Annotated in this window: 15 protein-coding genes; 6 read left to right on the top strand and 9 right to left on the bottom strand. The window is 67.5% G+C overall.

Going from position 1 to position 16,231, the window contains the following annotated elements; all coding sequences use genetic code 11:
• Positions 1-125 precede the first annotated feature (125 nt).
• The 3 genes from rpmG to HV783_RS20565 all read right to left on the bottom strand — a co-directional run bounded on the left by rpmG (position 126) and on the right by HV783_RS20565 (position 2,174).
• Positions 126-293, bottom strand: coding sequence for a 50S ribosomal protein L33 (rpmG, locus tag HV783_RS20555; RefSeq protein WP_003810296.1), 168 nt, complete (start codon positions 291-293; stop codon positions 126-128).
• A gap of 37 nt (positions 294-330) precedes the next feature.
• On the bottom strand, positions 331-567 hold the full coding sequence (gene rpmB / locus HV783_RS20560) for a 50S ribosomal protein L28 (RefSeq protein WP_054503255.1): 237 nt from the start codon (positions 565-567) through the stop codon (positions 331-333).
• A gap of 458 nt (positions 568-1,025) precedes the next feature.
• Positions 1,026-2,174 (bottom strand): Bcr/CflA family multidrug efflux MFS transporter, encoded by a 1,149-nt coding sequence (locus tag HV783_RS20565; RefSeq protein ID WP_054503254.1) that lies wholly within the window; start codon positions 2,172-2,174, stop codon positions 1,026-1,028.
• A 210-nt stretch (positions 2,175-2,384) separates the two neighbouring features.
• Between HV783_RS20565 and HV783_RS20570 the strand changes: the two genes are divergently transcribed.
• The 6 genes from HV783_RS20570 (at position 2,385) to HV783_RS20595 (ending at position 9,068) form a co-directional block, all read left to right on the top strand.
• A complete protein-coding gene (locus HV783_RS20570) occupies positions 2,385-3,656 on the top strand; it encodes a class I SAM-dependent methyltransferase (protein WP_116792146.1) in 1,272 nt (423 codons plus the stop codon).
• A gap of 417 nt (positions 3,657-4,073) precedes the next feature.
• Complete coding sequence (locus HV783_RS20575; RefSeq protein WP_054438691.1) at positions 4,074-5,075, top strand: ABC transporter substrate-binding protein; 1,002 nt, start codon at positions 4,074-4,076, stop codon at positions 5,073-5,075.
• A gap of 288 nt (positions 5,076-5,363) precedes the next feature.
• Entirely contained in the window at positions 5,364-6,221 is an 858-nt protein-coding gene (locus HV783_RS20580) for an ABC transporter permease (protein ID WP_049072699.1), read from the top strand.
• A complete protein-coding gene (locus HV783_RS20585; RefSeq protein WP_054503252.1) occupies positions 6,218-7,504 on the top strand; it encodes a quaternary amine ABC transporter ATP-binding protein in 1,287 nt (428 codons plus the stop codon). Before HV783_RS20580 ends, HV783_RS20585 begins: the two co-directional genes overlap by 4 nt.
• A gap of 156 nt (positions 7,505-7,660) precedes the next feature.
• Positions 7,661-8,035, top strand: a complete 375-nt coding sequence (locus tag HV783_RS20590; RefSeq protein ID WP_054503251.1) for a tautomerase family protein — start codon at positions 7,661-7,663, stop codon at positions 8,033-8,035.
• A gap of 13 nt (positions 8,036-8,048) precedes the next feature.
• A complete protein-coding gene (locus tag HV783_RS20595; protein WP_175189787.1) occupies positions 8,049-9,068 on the top strand; it encodes a LacI family DNA-binding transcriptional regulator in 1,020 nt (339 codons plus the stop codon).
• 17 nt (positions 9,069-9,085) lie between these two features.
• Here HV783_RS20595 and HV783_RS20600 read toward each other — a convergent pair whose 3' ends face one another.
• Genes HV783_RS20600 through HV783_RS20625 form a run of 6 tightly spaced genes read right to left on the bottom strand, consistent with a single transcriptional unit; the run spans position 9,086 to position 16,152 of the window.
• Complete coding sequence (locus HV783_RS20600) at positions 9,086-9,997, bottom strand: NAD-dependent epimerase/dehydratase family protein (RefSeq protein WP_175189788.1); 912 nt, start codon at positions 9,995-9,997, stop codon at positions 9,086-9,088.
• A 16-nt stretch (positions 9,998-10,013) separates the two neighbouring features.
• Positions 10,014-11,096, bottom strand: coding sequence for a lactonase family protein (locus tag HV783_RS20605; protein WP_254603978.1), 1,083 nt, complete (start codon positions 11,094-11,096; stop codon positions 10,014-10,016).
• Positions 11,089-12,276, bottom strand: a complete 1,188-nt coding sequence (locus HV783_RS20610; protein ID WP_116792144.1) for a sugar ABC transporter permease — start codon at positions 12,274-12,276, stop codon at positions 11,089-11,091. Before HV783_RS20610 ends, HV783_RS20605 begins: the two co-directional genes overlap by 8 nt.
• A gap of 5 nt (positions 12,277-12,281) precedes the next feature.
• Positions 12,282-13,829, bottom strand: coding sequence for a xylose ABC transporter ATP-binding protein (locus tag HV783_RS20615; RefSeq protein WP_116792143.1), 1,548 nt, complete (start codon positions 13,827-13,829; stop codon positions 12,282-12,284).
• A gap of 14 nt (positions 13,830-13,843) precedes the next feature.
• Positions 13,844-14,857, bottom strand: coding sequence for a D-xylose ABC transporter substrate-binding protein (gene xylF / locus HV783_RS20620; protein WP_116792142.1), 1,014 nt, complete (start codon positions 14,855-14,857; stop codon positions 13,844-13,846).
• A 26-nt stretch (positions 14,858-14,883) separates the two neighbouring features.
• A complete protein-coding gene (locus HV783_RS20625) occupies positions 14,884-16,152 on the bottom strand; it encodes a carbohydrate porin (RefSeq protein WP_175189796.1) in 1,269 nt (422 codons plus the stop codon).
• Positions 16,153-16,231 lie beyond the last annotated feature (79 nt).

Raw genomic sequence — 16,231 nt, forward strand, 5'->3', positions numbered from 1 at the left:
CCCAATGGTTTGCGTCCGGTGCGTCTGGCCGGCGCGCCAATGAAAAAGGCCCCGTCATGCAGGGCCCATCAATGAAAAAGCCCCGCGAGAGCAGGGCCTTTTCGACTTTCCGGAGACCGGCTGAATTACTTCAGCTTGGTTTCCTTGTAGTCAACGTGCTTGCGAGCGACCGGATCAAACTTCTTGATCAGCATCTTCTCGGGCATGTTGCGCTTGTTCTTGGTGGTCGTGTAGAAATGACCCGTGCCGGCAGTCGACTCGAGCTTGATCTTTTCGCGGATACCTTTGGCCATGTCGTGCTCCTAGTATGTCAGATTGGCGGGGGGCCGATTAGGCCAGTTCGCCGCGGGCACGCAGGTCGGCCAGCACGGCGTCGATGCCGTTCTTGTCGATCGTGCGGATGGCCTTGGCCGAGACGCGCAGACGCACCCAGCGGTTTTCGCTTTCAACCCAGAACCGGCGCGATTGCAGGTTGGGCAGGAAGCGACGCTTGGTCTTGTTGTTCGCGTGCGAAACGTTGTTGCCCACCATCGGGCCTTTGCCGGTCACTTGGCATACGCGTGCCATGGATGCACCTCATTTATTCTTGCGCATCGCCGGGGGGAGACAGGGTTTCAGCCGCCGGGCTAAGAAATATCAGAGGCTGGGATCGTCGTGGTCTTGCCACGAGGTCTTGCCATCTTGCCGGCCACCCAGTCTTAGTGGATGAGGGGGGAATCTTTGGAATCCCGCCCAGTGCTTATACCCGCTGCCTGCCATCCGCAAAAAAATGCGCTTGGGGGTCAGAGTGTTGAACTACAAAGCATAGTAGTCCAGCACGGGAAACTTCATGTGAAGACGTAGATTCTAATACGAAAAATCCAGGAAAATCAAGTGTCGAGGCGGCGACACATGGAAAAGCGTGGCGCGCTAGCCGCGACGGGCGCCGCGGGCGGCGCCCGTCGGGCTCGATTTCGGCAGGCATATTCCGCTGCGCGGCGCGGGCCGGCTTCCGTCCCCGTGCCGGCGGCGTTATGTCCCTGCGCTCAGGCCGGGTGCGATTGCGCCACGCGTCCCGACAGCCAGGACAGGCAGGCGCAGGTCGCCAGCGTGGTCGTCAGGGGCAGGGCGCTGTCGGTCTGCCAGGCGCTGACGGCGAAACCGGCCAGCGCGCCGCACGACAGTTGAAGCGTCCCCAATAGCGCCGACGCCGCGCCCAGGCGCTTGCCCTGATCCGACAGCGCCAGCGCCGCCGAGTTGGGATTGACGAAGCCCTGGCTGCCCATGTAGCAGATCAGGCAGGCCATCAACAGCGGCAGCGTCATCCAGCCCCCCAGCGTCAGCGCCACCGCCGCCAGGCTGGCGCAGGCCAGCGCGGTCAGGGCGCGGCGCTGCAGTTGGCGCGGGGTATAGGTGCGCAGCAGGCGGGCGCTGATCTGCGAGCAGACGATGAGCGACAGCGCGTTGGTGCCGAACAGCAGGCCGTAATACTTGGGGTCAACGCCGTATAGTTCGATGAACACCCGCGGCGAGCCGATGATGTAGGCGAACATGCCGGCCTGGCCGAAGCCGCCGGCCAGGCTGTGCGCCATGAACCCGCGGTGCGCGAACAGCGCGCGATAGTTCTGCAAGATGGTGTGCCAGCGCAGCGGCACCACCCGTTCGGGCGCCAGCGATTCCTTCATGATGAGCACGACGGCCGTCATCAGCATGGCGCCGCCGGTCAGCATCACCCAGAACAGGCTGCGCCAGCTGGCGATGCCCAGCAATTGCCCGCCGGCCAGCGGGGCGAGGATCGGCGCGAGACCCATGATCAGCATCAGCAGCGACATGGCGCGCGCCGCTTCGTGGGTTTCGTAATGGTCGCGGATGACGGCGCGCGGGATCACGATGCCGGCCGCGCCGCCCATCGCCTGCACCACGCGCCAGCCGGTCAGCGCCTCGACGGAGCCGGCCAGGGCGCAACCCAGCGACGCGATCATGAATAGCGCCAGGCCCACCAGCAGCGGCGGCTTGCGGCCGAAGCGGTCGGCCATCGGACCATAGAACACCTGCGCCAGCGCCAGGCCGATCAGGTAGGCGGCCAGCGTGCGCTCGACATCGCCGCGCGGCACGCCGAGGTTGGCGGCGATCGTCGGGAACGCCGGCAGGTACATGTCGATGGCGAAAGGACCGATCGCCGTCAGCGCGCCCATGAGGATGAGCCAGCCCGGCAGCGCGCCGCGGGAAGAATGGGTAGGGGGCATGTGGATCGCGACGGGATCGCGCAATTGACAGGGTGCGTCGCGCGGCATTGCGCGTTTTGCACCAAGCCAATGACTGTATCACGCGTCGCCTTACACGCAAATTGCAAGTGATTTCCGATACAGTCTGTCCGTGTCCGTACGTATTCCAGAGGAGATGCTGTGAGTCCTTTGCTGTCTGTTGTGGAACGCAAGCTCCAGGCTTTGCCCGTCACTGTCCAGTTGGTGCTGCCCGATGGCACCGTGGTCGGGCCGCCGGATCCCCGCGTGCGGTTCGTGACGCATGACAAGACCGCGCTGGCTCACCTGGCCGAGGGCGCCGTGGGCGTGCTGGGGCAGGACTACGTCGAGGGCCGCATCGATATCGAAGGTTCGATGCGCGACGTGATGGCCGCGGCCGCGGCGCTGTTGCCGGGTTCGCCGGTGGACGCGGCGCGCGGCGGCTGGCTGACCGAGCTGGTGCGCAAGGTGATGTCGGTGTGGCGCCACTCGATGGAGCGCGATGCCCGCCAGATCGAATTCCATTACGACCTGTCCGACGATTTCTACGCCTTGTGGCTCGATCCGCGCCGGGTCTATTCCTGCGCCTACTACCGCGAGCCGGGCATGAACCTGGCCCAGGCCCAGGAAGCCAAGCTCGACCACATCTGCCGCAAGCTGCGGCTGCGGCCGGGCGAGCGATTCCTCGATGTGGGCGCGGGCTGGGGTGGGCTGCTGCTGTGGGCCGCCGAGCACTACGGCGTGGACGCCACCGGCATCACGTTGTCGCGCAACCAGCACGCGCACGTCACCCGGCTGATCCAGGAAAAGGGCCTGGGCGACCGCGTGCGGGTGGAGCTGCTGGACTATCGCAAGCTCGACGAGGCCACGCCCTATGACAAGATCGCCTCGGTCGGCATGTTCGAGCACGTCGGCCGGGCCCAGTTGGAAGGCTACTTCGCCAAGCTGCGCCGGCTGCTCAAGCCGGGCGGGCTGATCATGAACCATGGCATCACCGCGGCCGGCGTCTACAACGCCGAACTGGGCAGCGGCATGGGCGAATTCATCGAGAAGTACATCTTCCCTGGCGGCGAGCTGACCCACATCAGCGTTGTCATGGAGGCCATGACCAACGGCGGCCTGGAAGAAGTGGACGTGGAGAATCTGCGGCCGCACTATGCCCGAACCCTGTGGGCGTGGAGCGACGCGCTCGAGGCCAACCTGGCCGAGGCCGCCCGGATCCTGGGCGGCGAGCAGGGCGAGCGTTCGCTGCGCGCCTATCGTCTCTACCTGGCGGGTTGCGCCATGGGCTTCGAGCACGGCTGGATCGCGTTGCACCAGATCGTGGGCCAATACCCGGCCACGGGGCGTCCGGACGAGCTCGACAATCCGCCCGACCTGGCCTACCCGTGGCGGCGCGACTACATGTACCGGGACGCCGATCCAAGACCCTGAAACCGGGTTTTGGAAGCGTCAAATGTATTTATAAGAACAAAATATTAACTAAATGTATCTATGTTTTCGAGGGGCGATTCCCCAGGGAAAAACGGGGAATCGCCTCTTGGGAATAAGGGTTTTTCCGAACGCTTTTCGGCGTGAATGTATCTGATTCGTTCAGGTGCGGGCTTGGGCTATGCATTAATTTCGGTTAAGATGCTGGCTTCTTCTTTCAGTTTGTTCACTATCTGTGGGTTCTCGAAAACTCCGTTTTTCGAGGCTCCTGTCTTGCAAGACCCCGCACCCTGCGGATCCTCTTGTTGCTAGTGTCGGTTTGTATTGGCGGTTCTGCCCGTCTTCCGCACAACCCCCTTAGCTCCATGGCACGGCCGGACCAGCGCCGCCGTGTCCCTGAACCTATGGAGGCAAAAGCCAATGCGTTTCACCCCCGTCAAGACCCTGGCCGCCGCGGCCATCTTGTTCGCCTTCGCCGGTTCGGCCCAAGCCGCCGATGCGCCGCAATGCGAACTCAAGCGTCCGATCAACTTCGGCGCCATGAACTGGGAATCCAATCTGGTCCTGGTCGATGTCGAACGTTTCATCATGGAAAAGGGCTACGGTTGCAAGACCGAAACCCTGCCTACCGAGACCCTGCCGGCCCTGGCCGCGCTCGAGCGCGGTGACCTGGACATCAACACCGAGATCTGGCTGAACAGCGTCGCCGACCCCTGGGAACGCGCCGAAAAGACCGGCCGCGTCAAACGGATCGGCGATCTCTACATGGGCGGCGAGGCCTGGTACATCCCGCGCTACACCGCCGAGCGCCTGCCCGAGCTGAAGTCCGCGGCCGACCTGCCGAAGTTCAAGGACAAGTTCAAGGACCCCGAGGAACCCGGCAAGGGCCGTTTCTACGGCTGCCCGGCGGGCTGGGGTTGCGAAGTCACCAGCACCAACCTGTTCCACGCCCTCAAGCTGGACGACACCTACACGCTGTACTCGCCGGGCACCGGCGCGGCGCAGAAGGCGGCCCTGATGTCGGCCTACAAGCGCAAGCAGAACGTGGTCTTCTACTACTGGTCGCCCACGCCGCTGGTGGGCGCCATGGACCTGGTCAAGCTGGAAATGCCGCCCTACGACGCCGACAAGCACAAGTGCCTGACGTCGCCCAAGTGCGCCAAGCCCGAGGCCAGCGCCTATCCCGACAATCCCGTCTTCACCGCGGTGAACACCAAGTTCTCGCAGGAAGCGCCGGTGCTGACCGAGTTCCTGTCGAAGGTCTCGGTGCCGCTGCCCGTGATGAACGAGACCCTGGCCCACATGGAGGAAACCGGCGACGAGTCCGGCGCCGTGGCCAAGTGGTTCCTGAAGAACAAGCCCGACGTCTGGACCAAGTGGGTCCCCGCCGACGTCGCCGGGCGCGTGCAAAGCGCGCTGTAACCCGCGCCGCCTTTCCGGCGGCGGGCCGCTCCGGCTTGCCGGGACGGCCCGCCGGGTTGGACTTTTTCCCCTTGGGATGACCCCAAGGGGAAAAAGCCCTCCGGCAGGCGGACTGCCCGCCATGCGGGCAATGCGCGGGAGGTATTGCTCCCGCGCCGGACTGTAAGCGTGTTTCGCCCTTGCCGACGGCCGCTCCCCGCGAGGGGCGCCGCCGCCGGCCTCCGTGCCGGATGCCGTGCTGGCGCACGGCGCGGCGCGTGGCGAACGCGCTGAAATGGAGTCAAAAACATGTTTCCTGAAATTATTCCCGCGCGTCAGGTGCGCGGGGCCATCGACGGATTCGTCGATCATCTGGTCACCAATTACGCCGATACCCTGGAGACGCTGTCCCAGCCCGTGCTGCACGCCCTGGTGTGGCTGGAGCAGGTGCTGCGCAGCTCGCCCTGGTGGGCCGTGGTCGGCGTCACCATCGTCATCGCCTGGCTGGTCAGCCGTCGCATCGGCCTGAGCCTGGCCATGGGCGCGCTGCTGTGCGTGATCGGCGTGCTCGGCCTGTGGGACGCCGGCATGCAGACGCTGGCGCTGATGATCATGGCGGCGGGGCTGTCGGTGATCATCGGCATTCCGCTGGGCGTGCTGATGGCGCGCGTCAACTGGCTGCGCTCGATCATGCTGCCGGTGCTGGACGTGATGCAGACCATGCCCAGCTTCGTGTACCTGATTCCGGTCGTGATGCTGTTCGGCCTGGGCAAGATCCCGGCCATCATCGCCACCGTGATCTACGCCGTGCCGCCGCTGATCCGCCTGACCGACCTGGGCATCCGCCTGGTCGACCGCGAGGTGCTGGAAGCGTCGCGCGCCTTCGGCGCCAATCCGCGCCAGCAGTTGTTCGGCGTTCAGTTGCCGCTGGCCTTGCCCAACATCATGGCCGGCATCAACCAGACCACGATGATGGCGCTGTCGATGGTGGTGATCGCCTCCATGATCGGCGCGCGCGGCCTGGGGTATGAAGTGCTGCTCGGGATCAACCGCCTGGAAGTGGGCCGCGGCCTGCTGGCGGGCCTGGGCATCGTGGTGCTGGCCGTGCTGTTCGACCGGATCACGCAATCGTATGGACAGCGCATGCGCATGGGAGGCCAGCGATGAGCAAGATCGAAGTCAAGAACATCTACAAGATTTTCGGGCCGCATCCGAAGAAATGGCTGGAAGCCGCCCAGGGCGGCATGAGCAAGGAAGCGCTGCTGGCCGAAAGCGGCCACACGCTGGGCCTGCGCGACATCAGCCTGTCGATCGAAGAGGGCAGCATCTACGTCATCATGGGCCTGTCGGGTTCCGGCAAGTCGACGCTGATCCGCCACTTCAACCGCCTGATCGAGCCCAGCGCGGGCCACATCCTGGTCGACGGCGTCGACGTGGTCAGCCTGAACAAGCGCGACCTGGAGACCTTCCGCCAGAAGAAGATGAGCATGGTGTTCCAGCGCTTCGGCCTGTTCCCGCACCGCACCGTGCTGGACAACGCCGCCTACGGTCTGGCCGTGCAGGGCGTGGGCCGCGCCGAGCGCGAGCAGCGCGCCCGCGAATGGCTGGAGCAGGTCGGCCTGTCGGGCTTCGAACAGCAGTATCCGCACCAGTTGTCGGGCGGCATGCAGCAGCGCGTCGGCCTGGCGCGCGCGCTCGCCACCGACGCGGAGATCCTGCTGATGGACGAGGCCTTCTCGGCGCTCGATCCGCTGATCCGTCGCGAAATGCAGGACCAGTTGCTGCAACTGCAATCCAAGCTCAACAAGACCATTGTCTTCATCACCCATGACCTGGACGAGGCGTTGCGTCTGGGCAACCGCATCGCCATCCTGAAGGACGGCGAGCTGGTGCAGGAAGGCACGCCGGAAGACATCCTGTTGAACCCGGCCAACGATTACGTGCAGTCGTTCCTGCAGGACGTGAACCGCACCAAGGTGCTGAACGCGACCCATGCGGTGAACCCGGCGCGCCTGACGCTGACCATGCGGTCGCGTCCGGCCCACGCGGTGGACCGCATGCGCGCGCTCAACTACGAATACGCGCCGGTGCTGGACGGCAAGCGGCTGGCCGGCGTGCTGACGCTGGTCGCGGCCGAGCAGGCCGTGCGCGAGGGCGGGCGCGACGTGTCGCGCTTCGTCGAGGATCTGGCCTCGGTGCCGGCCACGGCGGGCCTGGGCGAGGTGCTGGCGCAACTGGTGCACAGCGACCAGCCGGTGGCGGTGACGGGTGAGAACGACGAGTTCATCGGCATGCTGTCGCGCAAGAAGGTGGTCGAACTGGTTACGCCGGTGCTGGCCGAGACGGCGCCGACGGACCCCTCCGCCGAGACGCCTGCGGAGGACGGCCAGGCGGCGCAGGCCGAATTGCAGGGCCAGCCGCAACCGGCGCCGCGAGGCGAGGCGGCCTGAGGCCCGATCGCCGTCAGGCAAGGCGGGCGGCGGGTGCCGCCCGTCATGACGCGCCGATTCCGGCGCGGCCAGGCTTGCGCCTCGGGCCAGTCCGGATATGATGGCTGGCCGGCGCCGACTGCCGGCGTGCCACTATTCGGAATATCGGAATCCGTCATGCCAATCTTGAATGTCCAGATCATGCAGGGCCATTCGGCCGCCCAGAAGACCACGTTGCTGAAGGCGGCCTCGCAGGCGGTCGTGGAAAGCATTGCCGCGCCGCTGTCCAGCGTGCGCATCGTGCTGCAGGAAATCCCGGCCGAACACGTCATCGTGGCGGGCGAAATCGGCAAGGCCATGGCGCGCGTCGACGCGGCGCTGATCGAGGGCCGTGACGAAGCCAAGAAGTCGGCGCTGATCGCGGCGCTGAACCAGGCCGTCTGCGACAGCATCGGCATTTCGGGCGAAGACGTGCGGGTGCTGATCCGCGACGTGCCCAAGACCGACATGGGCGTGGCCAACGGCCTGAGCGCCAAGGCCGCGGGCCGCTGAGCGGGGCCCCGGCATGGCGACCGGCAAGGACAGGGGATCCGTCACCGTCGATGACGTGGCGGCCCAAGCGGGCGTGTCGATCAAGACCGTCTCGCGGGTGCTGAACAACGAGCCGAACACCAGCGAGAAGACGCGCGCCAAGGTCATGGCCGCGATCGAGTTGCTGAAGTACCAGCCCAATCCCTCGGCCCGCCGGCTGGCCAGCAAGCGCTCGGATCTGATCATGCTGGTCTACGACAACCCCAGCGACAACTACCTGATCAACATCCAGCACGGCGCGCTCGACGCCTGCAAGCGCTATTTCTACAGCCTGCTGCTGCATCCCTGCGACTATCGCGCGCCCGACCTGGCGGCGCAGATCGTGCAGGCGGCGCGGCAGCACGCCTGCGCCGGGCTGGTGCTGACGCCGCCGTTGTCCGACGTGCGCGCGCTGATCGAGGCGTTGGACCATGGCGACGTGCCCTACGTGCGGCTGGCGCCGGGTTCGCCCAGCGCCCGGGGGCTGGAAGTCAGCACCGACGATCGCGCCGCGGCGCGCGACATGACCCGTTACCTGCTCGGCCTGGGCCATCGCCGGATCGGCTTCGTGGCCGGGCATCCCGACCACGGCGCGGTGGGCGAGCGCCTGCATGGCTACCGCGATGCGCTGGCGGAGCTGGGTGTGGCCTACGATCCGGCGCTGGTGGAGCAGGGCCTGCATTCGTTCGATTCGGGGATACAGTGCGGCCAGCGTCTGCTGGACCGCGCGCAGCGCCCGACCGCGATCTTCGCGGCCAATGACGACATGGCGGCCGGTGTGCTTTACACGGCGCACGCGCGCGGCCTCAAGGTGCCGCAAGAGTTGTCGGTCGCGGGCTACGACGATACGCCGCTGTCACGCCAGACCTGGCCCAAGCTGACCACGCTGCGCCAGCCCATCCGCGAGATGGCCTACGCGGCGGTCGAGCAGTTGGCCTCGCGCGAACCGCAGGCGCGGGTGCGCACGCTCGGCTATGAGCTGGTGGTGCGCGATTCGACCCGCTCGCCCGGCTGAGCCCGGCGCGTGGGCGCTCAGCGCAGGCGCTTCTGCACGTCATCCTGCGGCGCGTAACCAATGCTGTCGCGGGCCTCGGCCACGTCCCAGGCGCTGCCCTGGTTGGCCGACACGCCGTTGACGGTGACGCTGCCGTCCGGCCAGTTCGACGCATCCGCGGTCAGCGCGGCAAGCAACAGCCGTTCGAAATCCCCATTGGACAACCACATATCGTGGAACCACGCCAGCGCGCGGCGGGCCGGCTCGTCCCGCGCGGGGGGCGCCGGCGCGCGCCGATGCGCCACGCCGGAATAGGTCATGTCGCGCGGATCGTTGTCGTCCGGCAGAATCCAGCCGATGCGCGCGATCACGGTGGACAGCTTGCCGTGCGTGACGGCGGAAAAGGCGCGGCACAGCCGCTCGCCCATCACCTTCGAGGTGCCGTAGGCCAGCGAATGCACCTCGCGCTCGCCGTCGAACCAGCGGGTGCCGGGCGCGGGCTCCGTGCGCGCGGTGAGCTTGCCCGGCCCGATCGTGGCGGCCAGCGGCAGGTCCTTGTAGCCGCCCATGGCGTGATTCGATGACGAGAATAGCAGCCGGCGCACGCCCTGCGTGGCGGCGGCCGTCAGGACGTTCAGCGTCATGTCGTAAGAGCCCAGCGCCTCTTCCCAACTGGCGTCGGGCGTCGAGTGGCGTGCCGCCAGGTGCAATACCGCGTCGGCGCCGGCGAAGTGGCGGGTCCAGCCGGGATCGGGCCGTTGCAGGTCGGCGGCCACCAGGGTCAGGCGGTCGCGCAGCTCCGGGCTGAAGACGCTGGCGTCCGCCTGCAGGTCGATGCCGGTCAGGTGCTCGCACCAGGGCTGGCGCGCCAGGATGGCCAGGGCCTTGCGGCCGAGCTGGCCGGTGGCGCCGGTGACGATGATGCGGGCGGGGGGCAGGGTAGAGGCCACGGTGGATGTTTCCGGTTCAAGGCAGAGGGCACAGGCAGGCGGGAGAGCGCAGCGGGTAGGGGGCGCCGTGCGACTGCGCCAGGCCGGTGGCCGGATCGATGCGCACGGCGCGAAGGAGGTGATCGTCCTGGGCGGCCAGCAGCAGGAATTCGCCATCGGGCGTGAAGGCGATGTCGCGCGGCGTGCGGCCACCGACGGCGATGAAACCGAGCGGTTCGAGCCACGGCGCCGCGCGGCGCAGCCGGAAGACCGCGATGCTGTCGTGGCCCCGGTTGGCGGCATACAGCAGGTCGCCGCGCGGATGCAGGCGCAGCGCCGACGTGGTGTTGGCGCCGTGCCAATCGGGCGGCAGCGTGCTGGCGCGGGCCAGCGCGTTGCCGGCGCCGTCCAGCGCGTACAGCGCCAGGGTGTTGGACAGTTCTTCCACCACCACCGCCAGCGTGTCGCCGGCCGCCAGCACGAGATGGCGCGGTCCGGCGCCGGGCGGCGTGCGCCATTGGCGTATCGGCATGGCCTCCAGGCCGTCGGGCAGGACGCGGTGGCAGGCAATCGTGTCGGTGCCCAGATCGCAGAGGTAGACCCGCGTGCCGTCGGCCCCGGGGGCCGCGTAATGCACGTGCGGACCTTCCTGGCGGTCGGCGCGCGGCCCGGAGCCGCTTCGCGTGATGACCTGGGGCGCGGCGCTTGGCAGGCCGTCGGCGTCGAGGGCGTAGCACAGCAGTTCGCCGGAGCCGTAGTTCGACACGTACAGTTGCCGCGCCGCCCGGTTGATGCTGACGTGGCAGGGCGCGGCGCCGGGTATGGCGACGCGCCCGATGGGGCGCAGGGCCGCGGCGCCGTCCTCGATCGCGAAAACCTCCAGCGCCGCGTCCCGCTCCTGTTCGCTGACGCTGTAGAGGCGGCCGGCCGTCGCGCATAAATAGGAGGGGTTGACCGGGCCGGACAGCACCTGGCGTTGCCGGAACGATGCCGTCGCGCCATCGAACGCGAGCAGGTGGATGCCCTGGCCGCGGCCCTGCACGTGGGGCAGGATTTCGGTATAGGTGCCGACGGCGAGCACGCAGGCGCCGGGTACGCGGGAAAGGATGTCGTTATGCACGTTCGGACCTCGTCGCCACGTCGATCCACACCGCCAGCACCAGCACGGCGCCCTTGACGATCATCTGCCAGGAGGTGTCGACGTTCATCTGCTGCATGCCGTTGTCCAGGCTGGCCATGACCAGCGCGCCGATCAGCGCGCCGTACACCGTGCCGGAGCCGCCGCGCATCGAGGTGCCGCCGATGAAGCAGGCGGCGATCGCGTCGAGTTCGCCGCCCACGCCGGCCGACGGCGAGCCGGCCGCCGAACGCGCGGTGGTGACAATGCCGGCGAACGCGCACATCAACCCCATCAGCATGAACACCATCAGCTTGACGCGCTGGACGTTGACGCCGGACAGGCGGCTGGCCTCGACGTTGCCGCCAACCGCGTAGACGTGGCGGCCGAACACGGTCTGCGTGGCGATCCACGAGAACGCGCCCAGCAGGGCCAGCAGGATCAGCACCGGCAGCGGCACGCCGTGGGCCTGGTTCAGCACCAGGACGAAGCCGACGGCGGTGGCGGTGATGGCGCCGATGCGCAGTGCGTCGATCCAGCGCGGCGCCACGGCCAGGCCCAGGCGGCGATGGCGCCGCCGGCGCGCCAGCGTCAGGCCGCAGGTCAGCGCGACGATCAACGCGGCGAACAGCCAGGACAGGGCGGGCGGCACGAACGCCTGGGCGATGGCGCCCAGGTCGTCGGGCACGGGCGCGATGGTGACGCTGTCGGTGCTCAACTGCAGCAGGCCGCGGTAGGCCAGCATGCCGCCCAGGCCGACGATGAACGACGGCACCCGCAGCCGGGTCGTGAGATAGCCATTGACCAGGCCGAGCGCGGCGCCGGCCGCCAGTACCACGGCGACCGACAACCAGGTGTTCCAGCCCAGGTTGACCGTCAGGATGGCGACCAGGCCGCCGAGCAGCCCGAGCAGCGAGCCGACCGACAGGTCGATCTCTCCGGCGATGATGACCAGCACCATGCCGCAGGCCAGCATGCCGGTCACCGACATCTGCAGCAGCAGGTTGGAGATGCTGTTGGGCCGCAGGAAGCTGCCATGGGTCTGATGCCAGAAGAACAGCCAGATCAGGGCGAGCGCCAGCAGCATGGCCAGCAGCTTGTGGCGCGCGAACAGTTGCCGCAGCGGCGGATGTCCGCCGCGCCGGCGCGGTTCTGAAGAGGAGGAGGCGAGTATCTGGGTCATGGCGTTCAGGCGGCGTGCCGCAGCGGGTCGGTGTTGAGGGCGGCGGCGAGCACGCGTTCCGGCGTCAGGCCCTGGATGGGAAAGTCTGCCGCGATGCGGCCGGCATTCATGACCAGCACGCGATCGCTCATGCCGAGGATCTCCGGCAGTTCCGACGACACCATGATGATGGCCACGCCGCGGTCGGCGAGATCGAAGATCATCTTGTAGATGTCGTACTTGGCGCCGATGTCGACGCCGCGCGTCGGTTCGTCCAGGATCAGGACTTTGGGTTGCCTGAGCGCCATCTTCGCCAGCACCACTTTCTGCTGGTTGCCGCCTGACAGGCTGGCGACCGGCAGGCCGGGGCTGGCCGTCTTGATGCGCAGGCGCGCGATTTCGCGCTCGACCGTGGCCAGTTCCGAATCGCCATCCACCCGCGTGGCGCGGGCATGGTCGGCCAGGCTGGCCAGCGTGATGTTCTCGGCCACGCTCATCAGCGGCACGATGCCGTGGCGCTTGCGGTCCTCGGGCACCAGGCACAGGCCGTGCGCGATGGCGTCGGCCGGGGATGTGATGCGCACCGGCTGGCCGGCCACCTGCACCCGCGCCTGGTAGCGGCCGGCGTAGGCGCCGTAGATGGCCAAGACCAGTTCGGTGCGGCCCGCGCCCACCAGGCCGGCGATGCCGAGGATCTCGCCGGCGCGCACCTGCAGCGCGACGTCGTCGACCCGCTTGCGCCGCGGATTGGTGACGTCCCAGCAGGTCACGCCGCGCGCTTGCAGCACCACCGCGCCCGGTTGGCGTTCGGTGCGCGGAAAGCGCGATTCGAGCGCGCGTCCCACCATCAGGCCGATGATGCTGTCTTCGTCGAGCGCGTCCGCCGGCTGGGTGGCGATGTGCTGGCCGTCGCGGATCACGGTGATGGTGTCACAGAGGCGCTTGACCTCGTCGAGCTTGTGCGAGATGTAGATGCAGGCCACGCCGGCGCGCTTGAGGTCTTCGATGATGGCCAGCAGCACCTCGATCTCCCTGGCGCTGAGCGAGGAGGTCGGCTCGTCGAAGATCAGCAGGCGCGCTTCCTTGGCCAGCGCCTTGGCGATCTCGAACAACTGCTGGTGGCCGTTGCCGTAGTTCATGACGGGCGCGGCCACGTTGACATCGGTGAGCTTGAGCCGGGCCAGCAGCTCGGCGGCGCGGCGGTGCATGGACGGGTAGTCCATGCGCCCGCCCGGCAGGCGCATTTCGTTGCCCAGGAAGATGTTCTCGGTGACGCTCAGTTGCTGCACCAGCATCAGTTCCTGGTGCAGGATGACAATGCCGGCTTCCTCGCTGTCCCGGATCGAGCGTGCGCGCAGCTCGCGCCCTTGCCACAGGATCTGGCCCTGGTAGCTGCCGTGGGGGTAGACCCCCGACAGCACCTTCATCAGGGTCGATTTGCCGGCGCCGTTTTCGCCGCACAGTCCGAGGCATTCGCTGGGCCGCACGCTCAGGCTGACGCCCGAGAGCGCGCGCACGCCGGCGAATTCCTTGACGATGCCGCGCATTTCGAACAGCGGTTGCTGTTGGTCCATGGTGCGCCTCCCGGCTACTTGCCCGCGATCTGGTCTGCCGTATAGAACCCGTCCTTGACCAGGATATCCAGATTGTCGCGCGTGACCAGCGTGGGCTTGATGAGGAGGGCGTTGACCTCGCCCTTACCGTTGTCGAGCTTGGCGTTGAAAGCGGGCGTCTTGCCCTGCACCAGGTTGACCGCCATCTGCGCGGCCGCCTCGGCGATGGCCTTGATCGGCTTGTAGACCGTCATGGTCTGCGTGCCCGCCGCCACCCGGCGCACGCCGGCCAGGTCGGCGTCCTGGCCGGATACCGCGACCTTGCCCGCCAGCTTCTGGCTCGTCAGCGCCTGGATCGCACCGCCGGCGGTGCCGTCGTTGGAGGCGACGATGGCCTGGATGTCGTTGTCGTTGGCGTTCAGGGCGTTCTCGATGATGGTCTGGGCCTTGGACGGATCCCATTCGGGCGTCCATTGCTCGCCGACGATGGTGATGTCGCCCTTGGCGACCAGCGGCTTGAGCACGTTCATCTGGCCCTCGCGGAACATGCGCGAGTTGTTGTCGGTCGAGGCGCCGCCCAGCAGGTAGTAGCGGCCCTTGGGCACGGCCTCGACCATGCCCTGGGCCTGCATTTCGCCCACCTTGATGTTGTCGAACGACACGTAGCCGTCCAGCGGCGCGCCAAGGATCAGGCGGTCGTAGGCGATCACCTTGATGCCGTTGCGGTGCGCCTTGGCGATGGCGCTGCCCAGCACCTTGGAATTGAACGGCACGATGACCAGCGCGTCCACGCCCTCGGCGATCAGGTTCTCGACCTGGGCGATCTGGCGCGATTCGCTGGCGTTGGCCGATTGCACGTTGACCTTGGCGCCCAGCGCGGTGGCGGCCTCGACGAAATAGTTGCGGTCGCGGGTCCAGCGTTCGACCCGCAAGTCGTCGATGGAAAAGCCGATCACCGGCGCGTCCTTGCTGGCGTGGACGGCGGGGCTGGCGAGCAGCGCCGCGGGCAGGGCCAGCGCGCAGGCCAGGCGGCGAAAGAATGGGGTCATGTCGGTCTCCTAGTGGCGCGTCGCGCTCAGAATGTGATGCCGGTCTTCAAGCCTGCGATGAAGGCGTCGTGGTTGGCGCTGGTGCCGCCAGGATGCCTGATGTACTGCAGATTGGGGCGCAGGTAAACGGACGGGATCGGCGACCAACTGTAGTAGGCCTCGGCCACGTACTCGTAGCCGTCGCCCACCTTGGTGCTGGTGCCCAGGCGCTGGTCCTGCTGGCGCGCGTAGTCGGCATAGCGGCCGTTGTTGTGGGTCGCGCCGATCGCCACGCCGATGACGTCGCGCGCCAGGCCGAACGGTCCTTTGTACTGCAGCCCGAGCGCGATCTGGTGATCCTGCGCGGCGGTGGCGCGGTCGGCCTGCGACACGTTCAGGAACACCGAGGCGCCGCGGCCGCCGGCGGCGCCGCTGACCTGCTGCTCGAAGTTGATGTAGAAGCCGTACTGGCCGTTGCGTTCGCGCGGCGCCAGCCCGGTCTGGCCGCGCGGCGCGTGGTTGATGTCCTGGTACAGATCCTTGCCGTCGGAGGTGTTGTACCAGGCGCCGAACTTGTACGAACCGGGCAGGCCGTTCCAGGCCGGCAGCCAGCCGACTTCGAGCGGGATCAGGGCGCCGGTGGTGCCGTCGGGATTGTCCAGCGACAGGCCGTGGCGGCGCGCATAGCCGTCGTCCACGTAGTTCGGATTGACCTGGTAGACGCCTGCCTGCACGTAGGTCTGCTCGGACGTGTTGACCTTCAGGCGCGTGGCCCACTGGCTGGTCGGCCAGTTGACCCAGTAGCTGCCCACCAGGTTGCCGGGCTGCGAGCCGCAGAAGGTCAGGTTCTGGAAGTCGCAGGAAAAGCTGGCGAAGTCCTCGCCCACGGTGAGGCGGCCGATCTTCCACTGCACCCGGTTGTCCAGGAAGGCCTGGTTCAACCAGAACTGCGTCATGTGCCAGGTCTGGCCCCGGCCGTAGACCTCCTGGATCAGCATGTTATTGCCCATGCCCGCGTCGGCGCCCAGGTTGCGGCCGTTGCGGTCGGTGATGGTCATCTGGAACGTGCCGCCATGCCAGCCGAGCAGCTTGTCCAGATCCATCGTGGCGCCGATGACCCACTGGTCGGTGTAGCGCGTCAGTTTGTCCTGGCCGCCGCTGAAGTTGTGCGCGGCCTCGCCGGTGTAGCCCAGATTCAGCGTCACGCCGCTTTCGGCCAGGCGGGTGCGCGGGCCGCCCCAGTCGCCCAGCAGGTAGGGGCTGGTCTGCAGGTCGTAGGCCCGGGCCGCGCCGGCGGCCGACAGCAGGCCGGCCATCAGCAGCCAGGGCAGCCAGCGGTTGGATCGCGCGGGGTGGGACGGGAAACGCAGGGGCCGCAGGTGCACGCCGGTCCCT

Source organism: Achromobacter dolens (assembly GCF_902859745.1).
GTDB classification, from domain to species: Bacteria; Pseudomonadota; Gammaproteobacteria; order Burkholderiales; family Burkholderiaceae_B; genus Achromobacter; species Achromobacter dolens.